At 37.3% G+C, this 26,134-nt stretch carries 20 protein-coding genes; 15 read left to right on the forward strand and 5 right to left on the reverse strand.

Annotation, left to right across the window (positions count from 1 at the left end; translation table 11 throughout):
• Positions 1-32 precede the first annotated feature (32 nt).
• The 5 genes from ACKU4N_RS07250 (at position 33) to ACKU4N_RS07270 (ending at position 9,968) form a co-directional block, all read left to right on the forward strand.
• On the forward strand, positions 33-2,345 hold the full coding sequence (locus ACKU4N_RS07250; RefSeq protein WP_321322010.1) for a glycoside hydrolase family 65 protein: 2,313 nt from the start codon (positions 33-35) through the stop codon (positions 2,343-2,345).
• A gap of 75 nt (positions 2,346-2,420) precedes the next feature.
• Positions 2,421-4,274, forward strand: coding sequence for a glycoside hydrolase family 13 protein (locus ACKU4N_RS07255; protein ID WP_321322012.1), 1,854 nt, complete (start codon positions 2,421-2,423; stop codon positions 4,272-4,274).
• Between the two features lie 39 nt (positions 4,275-4,313).
• Positions 4,314-6,719 (forward strand): glycoside hydrolase family 31 protein, encoded by a 2,406-nt coding sequence (locus ACKU4N_RS07260; protein ID WP_321322014.1) that lies wholly within the window; start codon positions 4,314-4,316, stop codon positions 6,717-6,719.
• Complete coding sequence (locus ACKU4N_RS07265; protein WP_321322016.1) at positions 6,719-8,371, forward strand: alpha-amylase family glycosyl hydrolase; 1,653 nt, start codon at positions 6,719-6,721, stop codon at positions 8,369-8,371. The genes ACKU4N_RS07260 and ACKU4N_RS07265 overlap by 1 nt, the downstream gene beginning before the upstream one ends.
• 220 nt (positions 8,372-8,591) lie before the next feature.
• A complete protein-coding gene (locus tag ACKU4N_RS07270) occupies positions 8,592-9,968 on the forward strand; it encodes an alpha-amylase family glycosyl hydrolase (RefSeq protein WP_321322019.1) in 1,377 nt (458 codons plus the stop codon).
• Positions 9,969-10,410: 442 nt separating this feature from the next.
• Here ACKU4N_RS07270 and ACKU4N_RS07275 read toward each other — a convergent pair whose 3' ends face one another.
• Positions 10,411-11,136, reverse strand: a complete 726-nt coding sequence (locus ACKU4N_RS07275) for a LytR/AlgR family response regulator transcription factor (RefSeq protein WP_124991896.1) — start codon at positions 11,134-11,136, stop codon at positions 10,411-10,413.
• 112 nt (positions 11,137-11,248) lie between these two features.
• Positions 11,249-12,313: a sensor histidine kinase gene (locus ACKU4N_RS07280; protein WP_321322021.1), complete on the reverse strand. Its 1,065-nt coding sequence runs from the start codon at positions 12,311-12,313 to the stop codon at positions 11,249-11,251.
• Between the two features lie 288 nt (positions 12,314-12,601).
• Here ACKU4N_RS07280 and ACKU4N_RS07285 point away from each other — a divergent pair, with 288 nt between their 5' ends.
• Positions 12,602-14,452: a glycoside hydrolase family 13 protein gene (locus ACKU4N_RS07285; protein ID WP_321322023.1), complete on the forward strand. Its 1,851-nt coding sequence runs from the start codon at positions 12,602-12,604 to the stop codon at positions 14,450-14,452.
• Between the two features lie 72 nt (positions 14,453-14,524).
• Here the strand turns inward: ACKU4N_RS07285 and ACKU4N_RS07290 are convergent, their stop codons facing one another.
• The gene (locus ACKU4N_RS07290) at positions 14,525-14,971 is read right to left on the reverse strand and encodes a hypothetical protein (RefSeq protein ID WP_124991899.1); all 447 of its coding nucleotides are present in this window, start codon (positions 14,969-14,971) and stop codon (positions 14,525-14,527) included.
• 257 nt (positions 14,972-15,228) lie between these two features.
• Here ACKU4N_RS07290 and ACKU4N_RS07295 point away from each other — a divergent pair, with 257 nt between their 5' ends.
• Together ACKU4N_RS07295 and ACKU4N_RS07300 are read left to right on the forward strand one after the other, a co-directional pair.
• On the forward strand, positions 15,229-16,536 hold the full coding sequence (locus tag ACKU4N_RS07295; protein WP_321322026.1) for a hypothetical protein: 1,308 nt from the start codon (positions 15,229-15,231) through the stop codon (positions 16,534-16,536).
• Positions 16,511-17,245 (forward strand): DUF6320 domain-containing protein, encoded by a 735-nt coding sequence (locus ACKU4N_RS07300; protein ID WP_321322028.1) that lies wholly within the window; start codon positions 16,511-16,513, stop codon positions 17,243-17,245. Before ACKU4N_RS07295 ends, ACKU4N_RS07300 begins: the two co-directional genes overlap by 26 nt.
• On the opposite strand, the gene ACKU4N_RS07305 is transcribed toward ACKU4N_RS07300, so the two are convergent.
• Positions 17,242-17,910 (reverse strand): CPBP family glutamic-type intramembrane protease, encoded by a 669-nt coding sequence (locus ACKU4N_RS07305; protein WP_321322030.1) that lies wholly within the window; start codon positions 17,908-17,910, stop codon positions 17,242-17,244. The two genes, ACKU4N_RS07300 and ACKU4N_RS07305, sit on opposite strands and share 4 nt — an antisense overlap.
• 9 nt (positions 17,911-17,919) lie before the next feature.
• Positions 17,920-18,663, reverse strand: coding sequence for a slipin family protein (locus tag ACKU4N_RS07310; RefSeq protein WP_321322032.1), 744 nt, complete (start codon positions 18,661-18,663; stop codon positions 17,920-17,922).
• Between the two features lie 327 nt (positions 18,664-18,990).
• Here ACKU4N_RS07310 and ACKU4N_RS07315 point away from each other — a divergent pair, with 327 nt between their 5' ends.
• The 7 genes from ACKU4N_RS07315 to ACKU4N_RS07345 all read left to right on the forward strand — a co-directional run bounded on the left by ACKU4N_RS07315 (position 18,991) and on the right by ACKU4N_RS07345 (position 26,133).
• Positions 18,991-19,572, forward strand: a complete 582-nt coding sequence (locus ACKU4N_RS07315) for a Crp/Fnr family transcriptional regulator (RefSeq protein ID WP_321322034.1) — start codon at positions 18,991-18,993, stop codon at positions 19,570-19,572.
• Between the two features lie 179 nt (positions 19,573-19,751).
• Entirely contained in the window at positions 19,752-20,369 is a 618-nt protein-coding gene (locus ACKU4N_RS07320; RefSeq protein WP_321322036.1) for a hypothetical protein, read from the forward strand.
• 273 nt (positions 20,370-20,642) lie between these two features.
• The gene (locus ACKU4N_RS07325) at positions 20,643-22,139 is read left to right on the forward strand and encodes an IMP dehydrogenase (RefSeq protein ID WP_321322038.1); all 1,497 of its coding nucleotides are present in this window, start codon (positions 20,643-20,645) and stop codon (positions 22,137-22,139) included.
• A gap of 226 nt (positions 22,140-22,365) precedes the next feature.
• The gene (gene ercA, locus ACKU4N_RS07330) at positions 22,366-23,541 is read left to right on the forward strand and encodes an alcohol dehydrogenase-like regulatory protein ErcA (protein ID WP_321322041.1); all 1,176 of its coding nucleotides are present in this window, start codon (positions 22,366-22,368) and stop codon (positions 23,539-23,541) included.
• A 1-nt stretch (position 23,542) separates the two neighbouring features.
• Positions 23,543-24,739, forward strand: coding sequence for a PAS domain-containing sensor histidine kinase (locus ACKU4N_RS07335; protein ID WP_321322042.1), 1,197 nt, complete (start codon positions 23,543-23,545; stop codon positions 24,737-24,739).
• A gap of 125 nt (positions 24,740-24,864) precedes the next feature.
• Entirely contained in the window at positions 24,865-25,440 is a 576-nt protein-coding gene (locus ACKU4N_RS07340; RefSeq protein ID WP_321322044.1) for a Crp/Fnr family transcriptional regulator, read from the forward strand.
• A gap of 129 nt (positions 25,441-25,569) precedes the next feature.
• Entirely contained in the window at positions 25,570-26,133 is a 564-nt protein-coding gene (locus ACKU4N_RS07345) for a YceI family protein (protein WP_321322046.1), read from the forward strand.
• The last annotated feature ends 1 nt before the right edge of the window (position 26,134 follow it).

Consider the following 26,134-nt stretch of genomic DNA (forward strand, 5'->3'; position numbering starts at 1 on the left):
ATAGGTAGGATTATTTTTAAAAGGAAATCAACATGAATGAATATTTAAAACACGATGAGTGGTGTATTATCGAGGAAGGATTTAATCCTGAGAACCATCGCGCATCCGAAAGCATATTTAGTCTTGGTAATGGCAACATGGGGCAAAGAGCCATGTTTGAAGAAACTTACTCGGGCAAAACATTACAGGGAACTTATATCGCTGGAGTTTATTATCCTGATAAAACCAGAGTGGGTTGGTGGAAAAACGGTTATCCGGAATATTTCGCTAAAGTATTGAATGCGCCAAACTGGATTGGAATTGATGTAAAGATTAATGACGAAACGCTTGATCTTGCCATGTGTAAGGTAAGTGGTTTTGTTCGCACATTAAATATGCAGGAAGGTGTTTTGATGCGTTCATTTGTTGCCGAAATGTCGAATGGAAACCAAATTAAGGTAGACACAAAACGTTTTTTAAGCATTGTAACTTCTGAAGTCGGAGCAATTCGATATTCAGTTACTGCTTTAAATTTCGATGGAAAGATTAGTTTCAATCCATACCTTGATGCTGATGTGGCTAATGAGGATTCGAACTACGATGAGAAGTTTTGGGATGTATTATCATGCAAATCCGTAAAGGGGGAAGCTTCAATAACGGCTAAAACCAAGAAGTTGGATTTTCATGTTTGTATAGGTATGAAATATGACGTATACAAAGATGGGCAGAAACTGGAAATGGCACCTTCTGTAAATGAAGAAGCTAAATACGTATCCAATACAGTAGAATTTGACATTCGAAAAGGAGAGAAACTAACTATTTATAAATATGCAGGTGTTTTAAGTTCCTTAAATCATAACAAAGCAGAAATACAAGCTGATGCTCAAAATGTTGTTGCAGAAGCATACAATAAAGGATATGATTCCCTTTTAGAGGAACATGTTGCTGCGTGGGCAGGCAAATGGGCGAACAGTGATATTACCATTGAAGGTGATGTTGCAGCACAGCAAGCCATTCGTTTCAATATTTTTCAATTGAATCAGACCTATACCGGCGAAGACGAAAGATTGAACATTGGTCCTAAAGGTTTTACAGGAGAGAAGTATGGAGGAAGTACTTATTGGGATACAGAAGCTTACTGCGTTCCTTTCTACCTAAGCACATCAAAACCTGAGGTGACCCGTAACCTGTTGATTTATCGTCATAAGCAATTGCAAAAAGCAATTGAGAATGCAGCAAAATTAGGATTTAGCAATGGAGCAGCCTTGTATCCAATGGTAACAATGAACGGGGAAGAGTGTCACAACGAGTGGGAGATTACTTTCGAGGAAATTCACCGTAACGGAGCTATCGCATTTGCCATTTATAACTACATCCGTCACACAGATGACAAAAAATATTTGGAAGAATATGGTTTGGATGTACTAATTGGTATTTCAAGATTCTGGAGTCAGCGGGTTAACTATTCCCAGGCGAAGAAGAAATATGTGATGCTTGGTGTTACCGGACCAAACGAATACGAAAATAATATCAACAACAACTGGTACACAAGTACCATTGCGAATTGGTGTATGAAATATACTCAGGAAGCAATGGCTCATGTTAAGGAGACAAATTCCGGTCGCTTTGCTGAGATTATGGACAACCTGAAATTCGATTTTGATACTGAAACCGCAAAGTGGAATGATATAATTGACAACATGTACTATCCGGTTGATGAGGAAACAGGAGTATTTTTGCAACAGGATGGCTATATGGATAAAGAACAGATTCTGGCTTCTGATTTAGATCCAAAAGTACGTCCGATCAATCAGCATTGGTCATGGGATAGAATCCTGCGGTCATGTTTCATCAAACAAGCTGATGTTTTGCAAGGTGTTTATTTGTTTGAAGATCAGTTTGACGAGGAAACGATTAAAAAGAATTATCAATTCTACGAGCCCAGAACCTTGCATGAATCTTCACTTTCTCCATGTATTCACTCCATTTTAGCGTCAAAAATTGGTGATATTGAAGGTGCTTATGATTTGTATTTAAGAACTTCCCGTTTGGATATTGACGATTACAATCATGAAGTGCACGAAGGATTGCACATTACAAGCATGGCAGGAACATGGATGTCGATTGTTGAAGGTTTTGGTGGAATGAGAGTATCGAACGGACAATTGATATTTAAGCCATTAATCCCTAAAGAATGGAAATCATATTCATTTAAGGTTCGATTCAGAGGTAATCTTTTAAATGTAAGAGTTGCTGCTGATGAAGTTGGCGTTATTAATGAAGAAGGTGAGGATATTTCCTTATTCCTTATTGATGATGAATACGTAATTGAAAAGAACAGCAGCTTGGTTATTGAGCGCGCTTAAATTATGGCATGAATAGTTCAGGATAAGGGGGATTCCTCTTATCCTGAATTTTTACCAAGTTTTAATTTTTATTGTATGAGAACTTTTTTGATTTCCTTATTGATGGTTTCATTTTTTAGTTTTTTCTCTTTTGCCGATAAGGTGAAAATTGAAAGAGTGGAGCCAATGTTTTGGTGGGTGGATATGAAAAATCCAAATTTACAACTTTTGGTTCATGGTGAAAATATTTCGAAATATGATGTTTCGATGAATTATCCGGGAGTTACAATTGAAAGGATGATAAAGACGGATAAACCCAATTATTTGTTTGTAAATCTGCTGATTAAAAAAGGAACGAAAGCGGGGCGTTTCGACCTTGTTTTTTCGGAGAAAGGCAAAAAGAAAGCAAGTTACTCGTATGAATTGAAAGCCAGAAATGAAAATTCAGCCAATAGGAAAGGCTACGATGCATCGGATGTGGTTTATTTAATTATGCCGGATCGATTTGCAAATGGAGATCCAAAGAATGATTCGGTTGAAGGAATGGAGGATAAATTGGATCGTGAAAATCCTGACGGTCGTCATGGTGGCGACATTCAGGGAATCATTGACCATTTAGATTATTTGCAGGAGCTTGGTATTACTGCAATTTGGAATACTCCATTAATGGAAGATAATGAACCAACAACATCTTACCATACTTATGCAATATCCGATTATTACAAAATAGATGCCCGTTACGGAAGTAACGAGGATTATGTCCGATTATCTGCGGAAGCAAAAAAGCGAGGAATTAAAATTATTATGGATGTGGTAACCAACCATTGCGCTTCGGCTCATTGGTGGATGAACGACCTGCCTTCAAGCGATTGGGTTCATGTATTTCCTGAATACACCCAATCCAATCATCGCAAGAGTACAACGAATGATCCATATGTTTCCAAAGTAGACTACGACAAGAATTTTAATGGATGGTTTGATACAAGTATGCCGGATTTAAATCAAAAAAACGATTTGCTGATTAACTATTTTATTCAGAATACCATTTGGTGGATAGAATATGCCGATTTAGGCGGGATCAGAGTAGATACTTATCCTTACAACGACAAAGATGCCATGGCGGTTTATTCAGGCTCAATTATGGAAGAGTATCCCAACCTAAATATTGTTGGAGAAACCTGGTTAAGTTCGCCTGCCGAGATTGCTTACTGGCAGAAAGATGCAGTAAATCACGATGCTTACAATTCGAACTTGCCTTGCGTAATGGATTTTTCTTTGTTTGATGCCATGACAAAAGCTCTTAATGAAAACGAAGGATGGAATACCGGATTGGTTCGTCTGTACAATTCCCTTGCTTTTGATTACTTATATCCGCACACAGACAACTTATTTATTTTTGCTGAGAATCACGATACAGACCATATCATGTCGGTTTTGGGTGGCGACATACAGAAATACAAAAAACTGATGACTTTCCTGCTTACAACTCGTGGAATTCCTCAACTTTATGTGGGAACCGAAATCTTGCTGGAAGGCAAAAAGAGCGATGGCGATGGTAAAATGCGTGTTGATTTTCCCGGAGGATGGGAAGGTGATGAGAGAAATGCATTTAGCGCAGAAGGACGAACTTCAAAAGAGAATGAAGCTTTCGGTTTTTTAAAGAAATTATTGAACTGGAGAAAACAAAATCCGGTTATCCACACTGGAAAATTGATGCATTACGTTCCCGAAAATGATACTTACGTTTATTTCAGAAGCAATGCTGAAAAAACAGTAATGGTAGTGATTAACCAGAACGAAAGTACGCAGGAATTGAATCTGGCGAGATTTGCAGAAAGTTTGGGAACATTCACTTCTGGAAAAGATGTGATTAGTGAAAAAGAGTTTGATTTGTTAAAAGGCAGTATTTCTTTAGCACCAAATACTTCAGTTATATTAGAATTAAAATAAGTGTGATCAGGTGATCACCGGAATAACTAACCTCTGAATATGAGTAAAAGAATTGTTTTGCGGATTTCCATTTTATTGATTGTTGCCCTTGCGTCTTTTTCCGCATTTGCACAAAACAGTCAACGGGTTTATCAATCGCATAAAGTGAATGGCAGCCAACTGGTACTTGTTACCAATGATGGCAGTTATGAAATTCAGTTTTACAATCAAAACATTGTAGAAACGGCTTTTATCCCAAAAGGGGAAACAGATAAAGGTGAATCACATGCTGTAGTTTTGCAACCAGAACGGACTTCTGTTAGTTTGGTTGAAAAGGAGAATGAATTACAATTCCAGTCTAAGGGAATGAATGTTACTGTTTCAAAATCTCCTTTTGATATCAGTTACAGCTACAAAGGCAGACAGTTGCTCTCTGAAAAAGAAGGATACATTAAAACGGATAGTACTGAGAATATTGATTTTACAATTGATAAGGATGAGGTTTTATTTGGTGGAGGTGCACGTGTTTTAGGCATGAACCGCCGTGGATACCGGCTGCAATTATACAATCGGGCTCATTATGGATACGGAACTCATTCTGAATTGATGAACTACACCATGCCTTTGGTGATTTCTTCGAAAATGTATGCGGTACATTTCGATAATGCACCTATTGGTTATTTGGATTTAGATAGTAAAAAAACAAATACCCTGCGATACGAAAGCATCAGTGGAAGAAAAGTATATCAGGTAATTGCTTCGGATACCTGGGAGGGTTTTACCTATGAATTTACAAACTTAACTGGCCGTCAGCCTATGCTTCCCCGTTGGAGTTTTGGCAATTTTTCGAGCCGATTCGGATATCATTCTGAGAGGGAATGCAGAGCAACTATCGATCAGTTTTTGAAGGACTCCATTCCTGTGGATGCGATTATTCTGGATTTGTTCTGGTTTGGGAAAGAGATGAAAGGGGAGATGGGAAATCTGGCATTTGAACGTGATTCATTTCCAACACCCGAAAAAATGATTGCCGATTTGGATGCTAAAGGAGTCAAAACAATTCTGATTACTGAGCCATTTATTTTGACCACTTCAAAACGATGGGAAGAGGTTGTGAAGGAAGAAGTTTTGGGAACAGATTCTATTGGGAATCCTTATACATACGATTTTTATTTTGGCAACACCGGATTGGTTGATGTGTTTAAGCCGAAAGCAATTGATTGGTTTTGGAATATTTACAAAGGATTGGCCAACAAAGGAGTTGCCGGTTGGTGGGGCGATTTGGGCGAACCGGAAGTTCATCCGGCAGGATTGCTGCATGTAAACGGATCGGCTGATGAGGTGCACAATATTTACGGTCATTACTGGGCGAAATTGGTTTACGAAGGTTATCAGAAAGACTTTCCCAATCAACGTCCGTTCATTTTGATGAGAGCTGGTGCCGTTGGATCGCAGCGGTACGGAATGGTGCCATGGACCGGTGATGTGAGTCGCTCGTGGGATGGTTTAAAGCCTCAAACCGAAATATCACTGCAAATGGGACTGCAGGGAATTCCATATATGCACTCCGATTTGGGAGGTTTTGCAGGTGATAATTTAGATGATGAGTTGTACACGCGATGGTTGCAGTATGGTGTTTTTCAAGCCATATTCCGTCCGCATGCACAGGAAGCAGTTCCTTCGGAACCTGTGTTTCGCGAAGCAAAAACCAAAGCATTGGCAAAAAAATCAATTCAATTGAGATACCAGTTAATGCCTTACAATTATACCATTGCCTTCGATAATAACCAGACTGGCTTGCCCTTAATGCGTCCATTGTTTTTCGAGGAGCAAAATAACAAGGAATTGCTATCTGTTTCGGATACCTACTTGTGGGGAGATGCGTTTTTAGTTTCAACCATTACTGATGCTGGCCTAAAAGAGAAAGAAGTTTATATGCCTGCCAATTCGGTTTGGTTTGATTTTGTGTTGGAACAGAAATATGATGGAGGAAAAAGCTACATCATTACAACCGAAGAAGATCATATTCCTGTTTTTGTGCGTGGAGGTTCTTTTGTGCCAATGATTAAAGGAATGCAAAATACCAAAACATATTCTTTGAAGAACCTGGAATTGAATTACTATCACGATAAATCTGTTGAGGGAAGTAAGGGACATTTGTACAACGATGATGGAGTAACTCCTGATGCATATAAAAAGGGAGAGTATGAAATGCTGAATTTTACATCTAAGACTTCCAAATCGAAATTGCAGATTGCTGTTAATACTGAAACCGGAAGTAATTACAAGTCTGTCAAAAAGAATATCAATTGGGTTATTCACAATATCGAAAAGCAACCAAAGAAAGTATCCTTAGGAAAAAAATCTACAGATTTTATCTGGGATAAGGAATCAAAAACACTCCGCTTTACCGGAGAGGTTAAATCAAAAGAGAATCAATCTATTACGATAAAATTAGCTAGATAATGAAGAAATTAGGATACAGCCTATTTGTAGTATTGTTTTTTTTGCTGTCGGCTTGTTTAACATCCGAAAAGCAAATTGCAGATGCCGACAAGCCATTTGTATGGGAGGGAGCTAATTTGTACTTTTTGCTGACAGATCGTTTTTGCAACGGCACTACCGATAATGATGTGAATTTTGAGCGTGAATTGCCTACCGGAAAGCTAAGAGGTTTTGAAGGTGGTGATATCAAGGGAATCACACAGAAAATAAAAGAAGGATATTTTAATGATCTGGGAATTAACGCCATTTGGTTTACACCGGTAACAGAGCAGATTCACGGATCGGTTGATGAGGGAACAGGAAATACCTATGGTTTTCATGGATATTGGGCCAAAGACTGGACTGCTTTGGATCCGAATTTTGGAACGATGGAAGACTTGGCTGAATTGGTAGAGCTTGCTCATGCCAATGGAATCCGAATTGTAATGGATGCGGTAATTAATCACACAGGACCGGCAACAGAGACCGACCCGGCCTGGGAAAAAGAATGGGTGAGAACCGGCCCAACCTGCACATATCAGAACTTTAAAACAACAACTGAATGTACGTTAACTGACAATCTGCCTGATATTAAAACCGAGAGTACAGAGGAAGTAACCATTCCTGAAAGCTTGGTTGAGAAGTGGAAGAATGAAGGCAGGTACGAGCAGGAAATGAAAGAACTGGATGAGTTCTTTGCCCGCACGGGATATCCTCGTACACCAAAATATCACATGATTAAATGGTTGTGCGATTACATCATCGAGTTTGGTATTGACGGTTACCGTTCCGATACAGTGAAGCACACGGATGAAACTGTTTGGGGTGATTTTCGCAAAGAGTGCGAATATGCATTTCAGCTGTGGAAGGAAAATAACCCTGAAAAAGTAATGGACAACAACGAATTTTATTCCGTTGCAGAAGTTTATGGATACAGTATCAGTAACAAATTTGCTTATGATTTTGGCGATAAACAGGTGAATTATTATGCCAATGGATTTACTGATTTAATCAATTTCGAATTTAAATACAACGCATTATCGAACTACGAAGAATTGTTCTCGAAATACTCTGAAATATTAAATGGTGACTTAAAAGGTTATGGAGTTTTAAATTACCTGACATCTCATGATGACGGATCACCATTCGATCAGAAAAGAGAAAAAAGCATTGAATCGGCAAATAAATTGTTGTTGTGCCCTGGAACTTCGCAGGTGTATTATGGCGATGAAACAGCCAGATCACTGATAATAGAAGGAACTGTTGGCGATGCAACTTTACGTTCGTGTATGAATTGGGAAGCGGTAAAAACTGATGAGCACACACAAGCCGTATTGGCTCACTGGCAAAAGCTTGGCAGATTCCGAAGAGATCATCCGGCAGTTGGAGCAGGAGTCCATAAAAAGATTAGCGAAAAGCCTTATTTGTTCAGCAGAACATTTGGTAATTCTGAATTGCAGGATCAGGTGTTTGTAGGATTGGATTTACCAAAAGGGAAAAAGGTATTGCCAATGGCAGATTTAGAGGATGGAACCAAATTATGTGATGCATATTCCGGTAAAAAAGTGAAAGTGAAAAACGGAAAAGTAAGCATTGATACCGAATACGATATTGTATTATTGGAGTTGTTGTAATTATTCATACAATCACCCCAAACCCCTAAAGGGGCTTTTAAAAAAATGTTAATGTAACAAATTGGGTAAAGTCCCCTTTAGGGGATTTAGGGGTGAAAAGAAGAGTTACATTATTTATGTTTTTTCACAAAGAACACGAAGTACAATACAAAGTATCTCTTTGAATTCCTTTGAGTCCTTCGTGGTTAATTTGAAAACTAATCATCTTAATAAAATAGTAATGAAGCGAATTTATCAGATTGTTTTATGCATGGCCTTGCTAACAGGAATGTTGGTAGGATGTCAAAATAAGCCAGCCGCAAAAGCTGTTGCTGAAGAAGTAAAAGTTGAAAAACCACTGGCGTGGACCCGAAATGCAAATATCTACGAAGTGAACATTCGTCAGTACACTCCTGAAGGAACTATCAATGCCTTTGTTGAGCACATGCCTCGTTTAAAGGAAATGGGTGTTGATATTCTTTGGGTGATGCCGGTATTTCCTATCTCTGAAAAGAATCGTAAAGGAAGTATGGGAAGCTATTACGCTGTGGCGGATTATCGCGCAGTGAATCCTGAATTTGGAACCATGGATGATTTGAAAAACATGGTAAACAAAGCTCATGAAATGGGAATGCATGTTATTTTAGACTGGGTTGCCAATCATACTGGCTGGGACAATATTCTAATGACTGAGCATCCTGATTTTTACACAAAAAATGAAGCAGGAGAAATAGTTATTCCGGAAGGAACCGATTGGTCGGATACTGCAGACTTGAACTACGACAACAATGAACTGCGTGAGTACATGATCGGATCCTTAAAATATTGGATTGAGAATGCTGACGTTGATGGATTCCGATGCGATGTAGCAGGAATGGTTCCTACTGATTTTTGGGAGAAAGCCCGTAAAGATTTAGACGCAATCAAGCCTGTATTCATGTTGGCAGAAGATGGTGGTCACGAATTAGTAGAGAATGCATTTGATATGGGGTATGGATGGGATTTTCACCACATCATGAATGACATTGCAAAAGGAGAAAAAAATGCAAATGATATTGAGGCTTTCTTTGCTAAAGTTGATACCATTTTCCCTGCTGATTCTTATACGATGAACTTCATTACCAATCACGATGAAAACTCTTGGAACGGTACCGTCAAAGAAAGAATGGGCGATGCAGGAAACACTTTTGCAGTATTAACTTTCACCATGCCGGGAATGCCTTTGATTTACAGCGGACAGGAAGCAGGAATGGCAAAGAGATTAAGATTCTTTGAGAAGGATACAATTGATTGGAGCAATAAAACATTGGAGCCTTTTTACAAGAAATTACTTAGCTTGAAAAGCACAAACAAAGCTCTTCAAAATGGAGTGAAAGGTGGTGAGATTGTTCGTATTCCTTCCGACAAGAACGAAGCTGTTTATGCATTTGCCCGCGAAGCTGAAGGCGATAAAGTACTGGTGGTATTGAATCTGACTGCCGAGGCTCAGGAATTTACACTTGCGTCAGAAGTACTGGCAGGCGATTACAAAGACTACTTTAGCAAGGAAGAGGTCAAATTCTCAGCAAAAGAGAAAATGTCTCTTAAAGCTTGGGAATACAAAGTGTACGTAAAATAAGCAAGACCGATTTCCGATGTTTCGGAAACCAGATACCCCAGCGAAAAGCCGTTCATCTGAACGGCTTTTTCTATTTAGTGTGATTTTTAAGGCAATTCAAAAATAAGTTTGGCGGGTATCTGGCGCAAGCCAGGCAGTCAAAAAATAGTTTGGTGATCATCTGGCACAAGCCAGGTAGTCAAAAAAAAGTTTGGCGGTCATCTGGCACAAGCCAGGTAGTCAAAAAAAAGTTTGGCGGTCATCTGGCACAAGCCAGGTAGTCAAAAAATAGTTTGGCGGTCATCTGGCACAAGCCAGGTAGTCAAAAAATAGTTTGGAGCTAGGCTGGCGCAATTTAGACGATCAAAAAAATGTTTGGTGATCATCTGGCGTGATCCAGGTAGTCAAAAAAAAGTTTGGCGGTCGTCTGGCGCGGGCCAGGCAGTCAAAAATTGATACTGTCTCAGTTGATGCTGTTTTGGTTGAGTACATCCATAACCATGCTTTTGTAATTTCGGCCAATTGGGATGTATTTTTGTTCGACTTGAACAAGGCTTGAAGTGAAACTTTCAATTTTGTCGATCGCAATAATAAATGATCTGTGTATTCTTAGGAAATTTGTTTCGGGCAGCTTTTCCTCAATGTTACTAATGGTGTTAAGAGTAACAATTTCCTGTCCGTTTTCCTGATAAATACTTACATAGTTTCGCAGGCTTTCAATGTAAAGGATTTCATTTAAGAAAACTTTCACCATTTTCTTTTCGGATTTCACGAATATAAATGCTTGATCGGTGTTGCTTTGTTCCTTTTTTTCGGGAATCTGATAATCGTGTTTTTTGAGCTTGAAATATCTGTTTACAGCTTTAATAAAGCGTTCGAAAGGAATTGGTTTGATTAAATAATCCAAGGCTTCCAGATCATAACTTTCCAAGGCATATTCTGAATAAGCAGTAGTGAAAATTACTGTTGGAGGATTGGAAATATTTCGCAGCAATTGAATTCCTGTTAATCCCGGCATTTGAATGTCCAGAAAAAGCAAATCAATTTTTTTGCTGTTTAAAACAGATAAAGCCTCAACTGCACTTTTGCATCTTCCTTCCAATTGCAAATAGTCTATTCTCTTTATATATGCCTCCATTACATCCAAAGCAAGATCTTCATCATCAACTAGTAAACATTTTACTTTCATATAATTATAATTTGTTTTTGATTTGCCATATGGTCCCGAAAGCTTTCGGGATTACCATGCTGAGACAATCATCTCTCTGTCTGTCTGTCAAAATCATTTTGGCATGGACGTTTCATAGCAATTGCAAATTTAAATGGACATTGTACGATTCCTCGGTACGATTAATTTTAAGCTCATGCTTTTCAGGATAGATTAAAGATAATCTCCTTTTTACATTTTGCAAACCAATACCACCTACCACAGCATCTTGATTGGAGCTTACTTTCGGAATGCTGTTTTCAATTTTCAGAACCAGTTTATTTGCCTTACTTCCAAGCTCGATGGTGATCCATGCATTTTTATCCAATCCTTTGGTACTGTGTTTAAAGCTGTTCTCAATAAATGGCAGAATGATCATTGGAGCAATGTGATTGCTGTCTAAATCGCCCCAAATATTCAAACTTATATCAATGCGGTCTCCATATCTTATCTTTTCCAATTCCATATAACTTCTGATGCTATCCACTTCTTTGCGTAAATCAACCTGAGTAGAATTGGTTTCGTAAAGCATGTACCGCAGTAAATCCGATAGTTTTAGAATCACATCAAGTGATTGATCAGACTTTTTTAATATCAGTGAATACAAACTGTTTAGAGTATTGAAAAGAAAATGAGGTTGAACCTGATTTTTTAAAAAGATTAATTCAGCCTCTAACTTTTCTTTGGCCAGAATCTGTTCGTTCTGCTGAACTTTTGCTAAATATTCCATCAGTTTTACTGTCATGGGTAAGGCAAGTACAGCTCCTAAATTAACAGCCCCCCGAACTATTTGAGTGAGAGAAAAGGTAGATTCTTTTTGCCATTCCGGAAAAAAGAAATCAACAATAATCAGGTTATCGGTTATGCGTTGAATAAAGGCGGCAAAACCGATTAGGATAAGGAAATAAAAAAGAAATTGCCAAATTTCCCCTTTGTATAAAAACCTTGGATACAAGTAGTAAATAACAGCATAAACCAAGAGTATTTTTACCGGTAGATTGATTAGTTCGACCTTTACTGTTTTGATATAATTTGCATCGAATGTGCCCCATGCGTATGCAAAGAAAAGTACAAATATGATCCAGTAAGTAAGGTGCTGAACAAGTCTGTTGTTTACGACTTTGGAAAGCCAGCTATTCTCAGGGGTGATGATCTGCATTTTTGTAAAGATAAATATTCCGAAACTACATATGTAAGGCATTTTACAAATATTCGCTGGATATAAAGGGAGTATTGGATATAAAACCTGCTTTTTATTACCAACTACCATTTTTATGGGATGTTTGCAAACAAGAACATTATACAGTAATCCGCAGGATTAGTTATACTGTTTGCAGTATTTATTTGCATCTCATTCAAGGGATTGGTTACTTGAACTAAAATCAAATGAAACGTTCATATATAAAGCTTTCTGGATCATATAACAAAAACTTAAAATTATAAACAGATGAAAAGAATACTCATGATTTTTTTAACCGTACTGCTGATAGGAAGCAGTACGGCATATGCAAAATACAAAATTGATCATTTGGAGCCTGCGTTTTGGTGGACCGGCATGAAGAACACGAGCCTGCAACTGTTGATTCATGGCGAGAATATTGCTGATTTAAAACCTGAGGTAAATTATGCCGGTGTCAGCATTATGAAGGTAAGCAGAGTGTCGAATGAAAACTATCTGTTTGTTGATTTAAAATTGAGTGAAATCACAAAAGCCGGAAGTTTTGATATCCTTTTTAAAAAAGGAGCGAAAACTATCTTAAAATACAAGTATCAGTTGCTCGAACGAAAAGAAGGTTCTGCCGAACGTTTAAGCTACACTCCTGCGGATGTGATGTACCTGATTACGCCGGATCGGTTTGCCAATGGCAATATGGCGAACGATAGTGTAGAAGGATTACCTGAAGGTTTGGATCGTGAGCAAAAAGATGGTCGTCACGGTGGAGATATTCAGGGAATTATTGATCATTTGGATTACATTTCCGATATGGGATTTACGTCCATTTGGTCGACTCCATTGCTGGAGAATAATCAAACTTCTTATTCTTATCATGGTTATGCCATAACCAACTATTATCAAATTGACCCACGCTTTGGAACAAATGAGGATTACTGTAAATTTTCGAAACAGGCAAGGAAGAAAGGAATAGGAATCATCATGGATATTGTTTTGAACCATTGTGGTTCTGAACACTGGTGGATGAAGGATCTGCCTTCAACGGATTGGATCAATAACGAAGGGAAATTTACAAGTTGTACTCACAAGCGAACTACGGTTCAGGATCAATATGCATCGAAAGAGGATTCGAAACAGTTTTCAGATGGATGGTTTGTAGAAAGCATGCCCGATTTGAATCAGCGCAACGAGTTCATGTCAAAATACTTGATTCAAAATACCATTTGGTGGATAGAATATGCCGACTTATATGGACTCCGTGTAGATACTTATCCATATTCGGACTCTGAATTTTTGATTGAATGGACCCGTAGAATTTTGGAAGAATATCCAAACCTAAATATTGTTGGCGAGGAGTGGAGTACCAATCCAGCTGTTGTATCCTATTGGCAAAAGGGGAAAGAAAACAAAAATGGTTATGTTTCCAACCTGCCAAGTTTAATGGATTTCCCCTTGCAAAATGCACTGGTGGAAGGTTTAACTGAAGAAGATACCTGGGGGACAGGACTCATCAAATTGTACGAGATATTGGTGAATGATGTGCAATATCCAAATCCAAATAATTTGGTCATCTTTCCTGATAACCATGATATGGCCCGAGTTTTTAATCAGCTGAATAAAGATTACGATTTGTATCGAATGGCAATGACTTACGTTCTTACGATGAGAGGAATTCCTCAAATTTATTATGGTACAGAGGTTTTAGCAAACAGCGATGCTGGAGGTGATCATGGATTGCTGCGTATGGATTTCCCTGGAGGTTGGGAAGGCGATGAAGTGAATGCTTTTACAGGAAAGGGCATGAGCACACAAGAAAAAGAAGCTCAGGATTTTTTAAAGAAATTATTAAATTGGAGAAAGACCAGTACCGTTATTCATAAAGGAAAGTTGATGCATTATACCCCTGAACATGGAATATACAGCTACTTCCGGTATACCGATAAAGGAAAAGTAATGGTGATTTTGAATAAGAATACAGAATCGGTTCACTTGCAAACAGAGCGATATCATGAAATGCTGAAAGGGAATGAGACAGCAAAAGATATTATCTCAGGCAAAATAATTCAAATGAATGAGGGCCTAGAAGTTCCGGCCCGATCGGCAATGATTTTGGAGATAAAGTAAGAGTAAATTAGAATTAGTTAATGGCCGCGGATAGTTTCCGTGGCTTTTTTGTTGCCGGTTGGTTTCGGGGTCCTAAATACCGGTTTTTATTGCGGTATAAAATAGGGTGTAGGCAAACGACCATGCAATTTGAGAGAGGAGTAAATACAGATAGCTGATTTTCCGATGCCCGTAATATTTGGTGTTTAAAAAAACACCAATAGGAATCGACAGAAGTACTGGGGTGAGGATTGCAATACCTGCCAATCCGTAATTGTTCTTTAAAACGACTAAACGTCTGTTTCTTTTGGTGAATTTTTTTTGGATTTTCTTTTTGGATTTGAACAGATCTGACCCATATACATTAAATAGTTTGATTAAACCTTTCGAAACCAGAGTAGAGATCAGAATGCCAATGAATCCACCGATATTTGTGTACAAGATGGTTTCATAAAACGACATCTGAAAAACATAGACCGCAACGGGAAAGGTTGCTGCGAATTTCCAGGTACTCGAAAGAATAATCAGGAGCGCTTTCATTGGAAGATAGGAATAGTGAATCAGTTAGGAGCAAAGTATCTTAGTTCAAAGGTCAGAATAGAGAGTCGTAACTCCTACAGATACATGATCTCTCTATTTAAGCGGTATTTCAATTTAGAGTTAATGAATTTGCCTGTGTGCTTGGATTGTTATGCTTTGAATATCCTGCAAGTTATGAAATTAGCCAATGAAAGCGTCTTTTTTTCCGTAACTTACAGGGGATAAAGAAGGATTTTCGTTAAAAACTTACTGTTGTAATGGATAAAAAAATAAGTTTTTGGGCACCTCTTGACAATGCAGCAAAAATATTTCCAGCCATACGCTCAAAAGAACATTCTACAGTTGCACGAATTACCGCAGTTCTTAACGAGCGGGTTGCCATTAAACACCTTTTTTCGGCGATTGAACTGGCCGAAAAAAGATTCCCTTATTTTAAAGTAAGCCTTCGGAAAGGATTTTTCTGGTATTACCTGGAGCAGATTGATGATCCCGTTAAAGTGACAGGCGATACTGGTCAGCTTTGTCAGGCTTTCGACAGGAAGGATTCAAACAAGCTTCTCTTTCGCATTTTGGTTCGTAAGAATGAAATCAGTGTTGAGTTTTCTCATATACTTACCGATGGATCTGGTTTGCTGCAATTTTTGAAGGCCATTCTGATTTATTATTTTAATGAAAAAGGAATGATTCCTGCTGAGCAAATAGATCCGTTTTATACCAGCAAAGCCAGTCCCGAAGAATTCGAAGATGCCTACAACCGATACTTCAAAGAGAAAATACCACACGTAATCCGTCAGCCAAAAGCTTTTCATTTGCCTTTTGATTTGAATTCCAAACCCCGTTTTGATGTGCTTTTGGCAATGATTTCAACTAAAGAATTGAAGGAGAGAGCAAGCGAAAAATCGGTTAGTATTACCATCTTTCTGGTGGCTGTTTATCTTTTGGTGCTTCAGGATATTTTTCATGAATGTAAGGCCAAAGGAAAGGGAGTTCGTCGTAAATTGGCCAGAATTCAGGTTCCGATTAATTTGCGGAACATCTACCCAACGAAAACCATGCGAAACTTCTCCCTTTTTGTTTTACCGGAACTGGATTTTAGGTTAGGGCTTTACTCCTTCGATGAAATTGTGAAGGTTGTGCACCATAAAATGCAGCTGGAGACCGATGAAAAGCTCATCAGTAAAATTATTTCGCGTAATGTTGGCGGCGAACGAAATGTTTTTGTGAGAAGTATTCCCATTCTGTTAAAGAGCCTTGTTTTGCATGCCAAGTATTATGCCGAAGGAGCCAATCAATTTAGTGGAGTGGTAACTAATTTGGGAAATACGAAAATACCCGATGCCATAGCCGATCAAATAAACTATTTTGTGATAACACCGCCGCCACCCAATAAAAAAGTGAAGATCAATTGCGGCGTGATTGGATACAAGGATAAACTGGTTTTGAGTTTTGGCAACATAAGCAATTCAAAGGAGTTTGAACGTCGGTTTCTGCGATTTCTTGTTGAGCAAAATGTGAAGGTTAAAATTTTAAATACATATCATGAACAGCGAGATGAATTACTGTAATAAATGCGGAGTAGAACTGGATGTCAATATGAATTTTTGTCCGTTGTGTGGTTTATCTATTGGAGAAAAATCGGGAGCAGACGAACTTTCCACATCGCAGCAAAAGCTCGAAAAGGATAAGATCATTGATGATTTTGAAAAACTGACCAAAGCGCAGCGGCGTAAATTATTCTGGGAGTTATCAAACATCATTCTCTTCTCTGGAATCTTGGTTACGGTTACGTTGAATCTTTTTTTGAACAAAAGCATTACCTGGTCAAGTTATAGTACTGTGGCCTCTTTGGCGGTACTTGCCAACATCAGTGTCTTTACATTTTGGCGGCATCGAATGCTGATAATAGTGCTTGGAAGTCTTGTTTCAACTTCGCTTCTTCTTATTTTATTGGATTTGTTTAGCACCAATGTTGGTTGGGGAATCAAACTGGGTATTCCCATTCTGTTGTCATTCTATATTTTGTTATTGCTTGTAATTTGGTTTATACGTATCTCAAAACAACGGGGCTTTAATATTTTGGCGATTATCTTTTTGGCAATAGGTCTCTTCTCAATCTGTGTTGATGGTTTTGTTTCGCTCTATTTCGTTCATCAGTTTCAGATCAGATGGAGCATTATTGTGGTAACCTCAATGATCTCTATTTCAGCACTTCTCTTCTATGTTCATTATCGATTGAAAAAAGGAGTCGACTTAAGAAGATTCTTTCACATTTAAAACCATGCGAATAACTCACTCCAAAGATCTCTCATAAGAACAAAATAGAGCAGGAAACTTCCGATCCATCCATGGGCAATGCCTATGGCCCAAAGGTTTCTCCATTTAAAGTAAGCCAGCAAAAATACGGCTTCCATTGCAAAGGTAAAAATCATTAAAAAGTAATTGGTATAGTGCACCAAACCGAAAAGTGTTGAGATCAAAAAAATAAGAACATACCTATTGATGCTGGGTTTCACTAATGAAATCAGATTATTGGTAATCAGTCCGAGCATTAAATATTGTTGAACAATTCCCCAAATGGGATACAGGCAAATAATCGGCAATATATGCCAGGTAAATGTAAGAGAATGATTTAAATGACCATAAATCAGGGAAACCGAGATGCTAACCACAACAAGAGGAAGCAGAAAGACCATTGAGCGTTTAAAATTATTTTTGGTAAATCCCCAGTGGCTTAGAACATCCCTATTGGTTGAATATCGAAAAAGAATATAAGCACCCCAAAAAATGCAGATGCCGGCAATGTAAATGGCCCGCATCTGCAGCCAGTCCATCAGGATGTATTTTAGGATGCCGGTTAGGATTACGGCAATCAATTCTATACGAGGGAAATTCGTAATTTTTAGGATTTTATTTGTCGATCTGCTTAGTAATACGTGCATAAATAGTTTTTAATCCTCTTCTTTTGGTTTGCGTGGCAACACCTCTTCAGGAAATGGGAACAGAATGGTCGAATTCTTTTCCGAAGCAATATTTGCAAGTGTTTGGTAGAGCCGCAATTTAATAGCCGAAGGTGACTTATCGATGAGTTTCCCAGCCGCAAGCAGACTTTCAGCAGCCTGTTCTTCCGCGGTAGCAAGAATTATCCTTGCTCTTCGGGAGCGTTCTGCTTCGGCTTGGTTAGCCATCATCCGGCGCATGTTTTCAGGCAACTGAATGTCTTTAATTTTCACATCAATAATAACAATTCCCCACACCTGGGTTTCCTTTTCTACAATGGTCTTGATGTTTTTTCCCATCTCTTCGCGTTTCGATAAGATGGTATCCAGTTCTACTTTGCCACAAACATCGCGCAAGGCAGCCTGTGCCAGCTGAGAAATGGCAAATTTGTATTCTTCCACCTCTAAAACTGCTTTTTCTGGATCGTTGATTTGAAAAAATACGACACCATCAATACTACAGGGAACATTGTCTTGAGTCATTACTTCCTGAGAGTCGATATTGATTGTGATCACCCGAATGTCGACAATGCTAATGGTTTCAACAATGGGAATAATCCACCTGAAACCGGGTTGCAATATTCCAATATACTTCCCAAAGCGGAATTTTAAGGCTCTTTTGTATTCAAAAATTACACGAATTCCGGCCAGAAGAAAAAAGATAACGGCAACACTAAAAACGAACAAAAAATTCATGGCATATGGTTTAAGATATAGAGAAAAATGATCATTGTAATTTACACTGGTGAGGGGGGACTAAAAGAATAAGCATAGACTCCTATTCTTTGCATGTGAGTGTTTTCTTAAATTTACTAAAATATGATGGCAGTGGCAAAATTAGATGCTGTGCTGATTATTGCTTCGGAACCTTATGCTTTTATAGTATATTGGCTTCTTTTTTTAATTTCGTATTGTAAATACTAAAAAGCATCGAAATGCTTATTTTAGGTTGCTGAATTTTTGAACCAAATACAATAGTAGAAGTTGTTATCACATGTCTAAAAATTCCTAATCAAATAATTTATGGATCAGCTAAGTAGAATAAAAAGCAGTATCGGCTCAATTGTTTCATTAACAGATGAGGAATTATTGATATTCTCTGGTTGTCTGGAAATGAAAACCATCAATAAAAATGAATTCTTTTTAAAGGAAGGACAGGTGTGTGATTTTATCGGATTCGTCAATTTTGGGGTGATGATTTATTTCAAGACCTTGGAAAATGGCAAGGAGCTGACAACAGATTTTGCTTTTGAAGGCGATTGGGTTACGATCAACGAAAGTAGGTTGAATAATACGCCGTCATTAATCAACATTAAGGCCATCGAAAACGTCGAATTGTTGATTCTTAGACAGCAGGATTTGTTTGATTTATATACAAAAATTCCAAAGTTAGAACGCCTGGGCCGAATTTTAATGGAACAGTCATTTGTTAAGATTGCCCGGCAAAGTATCGATTTACAAGTACTGCCAGCAAAACAACGATACGAAAGCTTGCTTCTCAAATACCCTGAAATTTTTCAAAAAGTACCACTTTACCATATTGCCAATTATCTTGGCATTGCCCCAAAGTCGTTAAGCCGAATTCGCAAGGAGTTTTTTCAGTAAATTAATTTGGTAACAATTGCGGAGAAATTGAAGCACTTCTTTTATCGATTTTTGTATCGTAAAATTTTAACACTTACGATATGAAACGAGCATAAGAATTTCATTATCCAAATGAAAAAAAGGAGGATGATTAAATTTATTTGCGGGTTTCATCTTACAAATGAAAATAAATTTAAAAGATGAAAAAGCAATTCTTTTTTATTGTGGTAATAATCGCTTTTGCCACAGCCGTTTCGGCTCAATCGAATGCAGTTAAATCCTGCAGCAAATCAAGCCTTGTTTCCCAAACCGATAGCGTAAAAATCAAACAAACCATAGGTATTGCCATCGATTTGCTTCCTCCAATTATGAGTGCCACAACCGGCAATCTGGGGTATTCGGCTCAATTGTGGTATGGATACAGGAAATTTCGGGTTCGCGGAGTCATTGCAGGTTTTCAGATGCCCGATAAATTGATGAGGAATAATGATTTTAAAGATTTAAAAACAACAGCCAAAGCTTTGATTTTTGATTGTTTCAAAAACAATAATTTTGAAGGTTGGTGGCTGGGAGCAGGGACAGAAATGTGGGACAACACAATCAGCTCGAAAATTGACAACAGGAGTTATGATTTTACAAATTATGTGATTACGGCCGGTAGTGGATACATCATCAAGCTGCATAAAAACTTCTACATTGAGCCTTGGGCTGCCCTGCACTATGTGTTAAATAATGAAAAAGTATCAGTTGGTACTACAGAATACAAAACCAAAAAGATTCAGGGGGAAGTATCGTTGAAAGTGGGTTGGCATTTTTAAGTGCATCAGCTAAATAATCGTAAAACAGAAGAATTGTACGTATTTTTAAAAGTATTTGGGAGTATTATTGATTTTCAATTTTGTAATTTGAAGAATGGATTTAAGTCTTGTTAAGTTTTTGTATAATAGTATTTTAGATTGATTGGTGAGAGGTTGTTGTCTGTGGGTAAATCAGATTGTTTTAATTTTTAAGCTTGTTTGATTTAATAGAGACAGGATGTTTTTATACCTTCGTAAAATTTTTTATTTGAACAACCATTGAATAGAACAACTATGGCTACGATTATTAATGACGTTTCGAGAACCTTTAGTGAGTATTTAATTATTCCAGGACTAACATCGGTTGATTGCACACCTGATAAAGTTAGCTTGATGACTCCCCTGATTAAATTTAAAAAAGGGGAATCTTCCGGAATCAACATGAAAACACCTTTTGTATCCGCAATTATGCAATCTGTTTCCGATGATGGAATGGCTATTGCCTTGGCGAAAGAGGGCGGTGTTTCATTTATTTTTGGTTCTCAGTCAATTGAGGAACAGGCCAAAATGGTTAAGAAAGTAAAAAAACACAAAGCTGGTTTTGTTGAGAGTCGCGCTAATATCACTCCTGATCAAAGCTTGCAGGATGTTATTGCCTTAAAAGAACAAACTGGATTTTCAACGATTGGTGTAACGAGTGATGGATCACCAAATGGAAAATTTTTAGGTATTGTTACAGGCCGCGATTATCGGTTAAGTAAGGATAGTTTAGATAAAAAGGTGAAAGAGTTTATGACTCCTTTAGAAAATCTTACTGTTGGTGAGTATGGAATCAGCTTGACAGAGGCAAATGATATTATCTGGGATCACAAATTAAATACTTTGCCTGTTATCGATAAAAAACAAAACCTGAAATATTTTGTTTTTAGAAAAGACTACGATAATCACAAAGAGTACCCGAACGAATTATTGGATGATCATAAAAGATTAATAGTGGGTGCAGGTATTAATACCCGTGATTTTGAAGAACGTGTTCCTGCATTGGTTGATGCTGGCGTTGATGTATTGTGTATCGATTCATCGGATGGATTTTCGGAATGGCAAAAGATTACAATTCAGTGGATTAAAGAACATTATAATGGGAAAGTAGCTGTTGGAGCAGGAAACGTGGTTGATAAAGCTGGTTTTTTATATTTAGCTGAGTCTGGCGCCGATTTTATTAAAGTTGGTGTAGGTGGCGGATCAATTTGTATTACCAGAGAGCAAAAAGGAATTGGCAGAGGTCAGGCAACTGCTTTAATTGAAGTGGCCGAAGCCCGCGATGAATATTTTAAGAAGACCGGTGAGTACATTCCAATTTGTTCCGATGGTGGAATTGTAATGGATTATCACATGACCCTTGCGCTGGCAATGGGAGCTGATTTTATGATGATGGGAAGATATTTTGCCCGTTTTGATGAGAGTCCAACCAGAAAACTTTTGATTGGAAACAGTTATGTAAAAGAATATTGGGGCGAAGGTTCGAACAGAGCAAGAAACTGGCAGCGATATGACATGGGAGGTAAGGACAGCCTTAAGTTTGAAGAAGGTGTAGATAGCTTTGTACCTTATGCAGGTAAATTAAAAGACAATCTAGATATTACCACAGGAAAAATCAAAGCTACCATGTGTAGTTGTGGTGTTACAACAATTGCAGCATTGCAGGCTGAAGCAAAAATTACCTTGGTTTCATCTACAAGTATTATCGAAGGTGGTGCTCATGATGTTATCGTTAAAGACACAAAGAACTAAGCGATTTAAGTTCAAGAATATTTCAAGACCAAGTATCTAGCTTGGTCTTTTTTTATGCCTACTTCCTTCATATTATTAATCTTACCTTATTTCAACTTCTGACAGATTCTAATTGGGTGAATAGTATGCAAATATGTACATATTCATTATCTTTAAAGCGATTGCTAAGAAACTTTTTTATCTGAGAGGGTATTTCACGTATTGCTAACCTTTTAAAATATTCGTAATGAATAAAGAATTCGAAGATATACAACTGGAAATTAGAAAATTTGTAGCTCCTGAATATATTTTCGGACTTGATTCAAGAGTTTATGTGGGTTTATGTTGTCAAAAGCTTGGCGGGCGGAAAGTATTGTTAGTTACCGATAACATAATTTTAAAATCACCATGGTTATTGGAGGCAGAAGATAAATTGAAAGAAGCTGAAATTGACTATGTGATTTTCTCCAATGTTTCTCCTAATCCCAGAGATTACGAAGTAATGGAGGGGGCGCAAATGTATAGTCAAAACAGGTGCAATATGATTCTGGCAATCGGAGGAGGGAGTGTTATTGATTGTGCAAAAGGGATCGGGATTATCGCAAACAACGGTGGAGATATCAGAGATTTTGAAGGGGTAGACAAAATATACAAGCCTATGCCTCCTTTAGTATGTATTCCTACTACAGGAGGAACTTCAGCAGATGTTTCTCAATTCGCAATCATCAATAATTACGAAGAGAAATATAAGATGGCTATTATTAGTAAAGCAACTGTACCCGATGTGGCACTGATTGATCCTTATGTTTTAACGAGTATGAATAAGCATTTAACCGCTTGTACCGGAATTGATGCCCTTTCTCACGCCTTTGAAACGTTTGTGTCAAATGCAAGTTCAGCATTTACCGATTTATATGCACTCGAGGCAATCCGGCTGTTAGATAAAAATTTATTGTTATCAGTACAGGAACCAAGTAATTTGCAGGCAAGAGGAAAAGTAATGCTGGCAAGTCTTTATGCCGGATTGGCATTTTCAAATGCCAGTTTGGGATGCATTCATTCAATGGCTCATAGTTTGGGTGGGTATTTAGATCTGCCGCATGGTGAGTGCAATGCCATATTATTACCACACGTGGTAAACTATAACTTTGATGCAGCCTGTGATAGATACAAAAAAATAGCTGAAACCCTTCAATTACCATCGGTGGGGATTAATAATCAGGAAAATAAAAAATCACTGATGAACTATCTCTTTCAAATGAACAAAACATTAGGTGTTGATAAAACTCTTCAGCAAAAGGGAGTAACTTTAGATATAGTTCCTGTTTTGTCGGGCAAAGCAATTAAAGATCCGTGTAATGCAACAAATCCAAGACCTCCGCTAAAAAAAGATTTGGAAGTTGTTTATAAAGAAGCTTTATGATATGGAAGATAAATGGATTAATGATCGAAATAAAATAATAGGGCTGGGTGAGAATTCACTTAGGAAAAGTTACTATCCAGAGTTACAAAATAAAATTGAAGAGCTGGAAGATTCGCGGAAGAATCTGGATACGATTATTAACAGCACAAGTGATGGAATAATTATTCATGATATTTCGGGTAAGATTTTATTTTTAAATAAGCCTGCTGAATTATTGTTGAATGTTCAATTGAATGATAATTTAACGGTAATGGATATATCTGCTGCCCAAAATGAAATTGAAAGTCTTTCTGATATTTGGAACAAAGTAAAAAATAACAAAACACAAACAATAGAATGGATTGTTTTACAAAATAAAACGAAAAAAGAAATACCTGTTCAGGTTTCTATCAATACTACTTTTTGGAATGGCTTGCATGTTTTTGTAGCGGTTGTCCGCGATTTTACAGAGCGCAAAGAATACGAAGAAAAGTTGCTAAAAGCCAAAAAGAAAGCAGAAGAAAGTGATTTTTTAAAAACAGCTTTTTTGCAAAATATGTCTCATGAAATTCGAACCCCCATGAATTCCATTATTGGGTTTTCTGAATTGCTTAACGATTTGGATTTATTACCTGAAAAACGCAAAAAATTTACTTCCATAATAATTGATAATGCCAATCAGCTTCTTTCAATTGTAAACGATATACTTACCATTTCTACCTTACAAACAAAGCAGGATAAGGTTTATATGGAATCAACCAATATCAATCAGGTTTTGTATGACTTGTTGGTTATTTATGAAAAACAGGCATTTCCCCGGCATTTATCAATTCAGCTTCATCGAGCACTATCCGATCAGGAATCAGTTGTATTTACTGATAAAACTAAAATAATTCAGATTTTAACTAATTTACTGAACAATGCTTTTAAATTTATTCATGAAGGAAGTATCGAGTTTGGATATCGGCTGATTGATGAGGATATGGTTTTTTATGTAACTGATAGTGGAATTGGTATACCGGAAAAAATGCAAACCATAATTTTCGACCGGTTTATGCAGGCAAGTAATTTTGTGAAGTTTAATTATGGTGGGACAGGATTAGGTTTAGCCATTTCAAAAGAATTCGTTGATTTGCTGGGAGGTAAAATTTGGGTGGAATCTGATGTAAATAAAGGTTCAACATTCTATTTTACCATTAAGTACCTCCCTGTAAATTAAGGAACATTTTAACAATTAAGCTTCAGATTTAAAATATGAAGTTCTCGGTGCATGCAATAATTGGTGTACTCATCGCTTTATTTTTTATTAAGTTTGTATTTTAATTGTGAACAAAGTGAACTAAAATGGCGGAAGATAATAAGCTACTATACTATTTGAAAAAATGGTCAGATATAACAGATGAAGATGTCCCCGCAATTTTATCATCTTTCGAAACTGTACCTATAAAAAAAAAGAAAGATCTTCTTGTTTCCGGTGATATATGTAAATACTTGTATTTTATTACGAAAGGTTGTTTGCGTTCTTTTTATGTTGATTCAAAAGGAGTAGAACATATTTACCAAATTAGAATGGACAACAATTGGATTAGCGACCTGGAAAGTTTTTTTACGCAAAGTCCTTCAAAATACAATATTGAAGCGATAGAAGATACACAAATGCTCCGTATTTCATTTGATAGAATGGAACAGTTATATCGTGAAGTACCTGAATTGGAAAGATATTTTCGCATTCTTTTTCAGAAAGCGTACATTAATGCTCTAAAGCGCTTAAATGCAACTATGTGGGAGACGGCTATGGATCGGTACAACGAAATGTTGAAAGAACATCCGGATATGTTTCAGCGGGTACCATTAATTTACATTGCTTCCTATTTGGGGATTACTCCTGAAAGCTTAAGCCGTATTAGAAAGCGCAGATAGGTTCCAACTTTCTTCTCTCTTAACCTGAATCAATTTCATTTCTTAACATAGATCAAGTGCACAACGGTTGTTGTCATGTTATTTTTGTATCGTAACAATTTATTAAAAACAATTTAAATTTTTAGAGATATGAAAACAATGACATTATTAGGAATGCTTTTAATAGGAGGAACATTCTCAACGTTTGCACAAAAAAGTGAGATCAAATTGAACGAGTCAGCTGTTAAATGGACAGGAAATAAGATTGGTGGTTCGCACGAGGGAGAAATTCAAATTAAAAGTGGATATTTTGAATTAAAAGATGGTGATATTACAAGTGGAGAAGTTGTAATGGATATGAATACCATTACAAATACCGACATTAAGGATGAGGGCTATAATCAAAAACTAGTAGGTCACCTAAAATCAGATGATTTCTTTGGTGTTGAAAATTTTCCGACTTCAACTTTTGTAGTGAGCAGTGCAAGCAAATTTGAAGAAGGAAAAGCCAAAGTATCAGGCACACTAACCATTAAAGGAAAAACGGAAAGCATCTTTTTTGATCTGTTCAAAAAAGGCAATGAGTATTCAGCCCAATTAAAAGTTGATCGCTCCAAGTATAATGTACGCTACGGCTCCAATTCATTCTTCGATAATTTGGGAGATAAAGCCATCGATGATATATTTATCCTTGAAATTAAACTTGTTTTGTGAT

The organism is Labilibaculum sp., from assembly GCF_963664555.1.
Classification (GTDB): domain Bacteria; phylum Bacteroidota; class Bacteroidia; order Bacteroidales; family Marinifilaceae; genus Labilibaculum.

Bases quoted from the DNA above. Each gene is read 5' to 3' on its own strand.
- ACKU4N_RS07250 (WP_321322010.1), top strand. From the start codon at position 33: ATGAATGAATATTTAAAACACGATGAGTGGTGTATTATCGAGGAAGGA.
- ACKU4N_RS07255 (WP_321322012.1), top strand. From the start codon at position 2,421: ATGAGAACTTTTTTGATTTCCTTATTGATGGTTTCATTTTTTAGTTTT.
- ACKU4N_RS07260 (WP_321322014.1), top strand. From the start codon at position 4,314: ATGAGTAAAAGAATTGTTTTGCGGATTTCCATTTTATTGATTGTTGCC.
- ACKU4N_RS07265 (WP_321322016.1), top strand. From the start codon at position 6,719: ATGAAGAAATTAGGATACAGCCTATTTGTAGTATTGTTTTTTTTGCTG.
- ACKU4N_RS07270 (WP_321322019.1), top strand. From the start codon at position 8,592: ATGAAGCGAATTTATCAGATTGTTTTATGCATGGCCTTGCTAACAGGA.
- ACKU4N_RS07275 (WP_124991896.1), bottom strand. From the start codon at position 11,136: ATGAAAGTAAAATGTTTACTAGTTGATGATGAAGATCTTGCTTTGGAT.
- ACKU4N_RS07280 (WP_321322021.1), bottom strand. From the start codon at position 12,313: ATGCAGATCATCACCCCTGAGAATAGCTGGCTTTCCAAAGTCGTAAAC.
- ACKU4N_RS07285 (WP_321322023.1), top strand. From the start codon at position 12,602: ATGAAAAGAATACTCATGATTTTTTTAACCGTACTGCTGATAGGAAGC.
- ACKU4N_RS07290 (WP_124991899.1), bottom strand. From the start codon at position 14,971: ATGAAAGCGCTCCTGATTATTCTTTCGAGTACCTGGAAATTCGCAGCA.
- ACKU4N_RS07295 (WP_321322026.1), top strand. From the start codon at position 15,229: ATGGATAAAAAAATAAGTTTTTGGGCACCTCTTGACAATGCAGCAAAA.
- ACKU4N_RS07300 (WP_321322028.1), top strand. From the start codon at position 16,511: ATGAACAGCGAGATGAATTACTGTAATAAATGCGGAGTAGAACTGGAT.
- ACKU4N_RS07305 (WP_321322030.1), bottom strand. From the start codon at position 17,910: ATGCACGTATTACTAAGCAGATCGACAAATAAAATCCTAAAAATTACG.
- ACKU4N_RS07310 (WP_321322032.1), bottom strand. From the start codon at position 18,663: ATGAATTTTTTGTTCGTTTTTAGTGTTGCCGTTATCTTTTTTCTTCTG.
- ACKU4N_RS07315 (WP_321322034.1), top strand. From the start codon at position 18,991: ATGGATCAGCTAAGTAGAATAAAAAGCAGTATCGGCTCAATTGTTTCA.
- ACKU4N_RS07320 (WP_321322036.1), top strand. From the start codon at position 19,752: ATGAAAAAGCAATTCTTTTTTATTGTGGTAATAATCGCTTTTGCCACA.
- ACKU4N_RS07325 (WP_321322038.1), top strand. From the start codon at position 20,643: ATGGCTACGATTATTAATGACGTTTCGAGAACCTTTAGTGAGTATTTA.
- ercA (WP_321322041.1), top strand. From the start codon at position 22,366: ATGAATAAAGAATTCGAAGATATACAACTGGAAATTAGAAAATTTGTA.
- ACKU4N_RS07335 (WP_321322042.1), top strand. From the start codon at position 23,543: ATGGAAGATAAATGGATTAATGATCGAAATAAAATAATAGGGCTGGGT.
- ACKU4N_RS07340 (WP_321322044.1), top strand. From the start codon at position 24,865: ATGGCGGAAGATAATAAGCTACTATACTATTTGAAAAAATGGTCAGAT.
- ACKU4N_RS07345 (WP_321322046.1), top strand. From the start codon at position 25,570: ATGAAAACAATGACATTATTAGGAATGCTTTTAATAGGAGGAACATTC.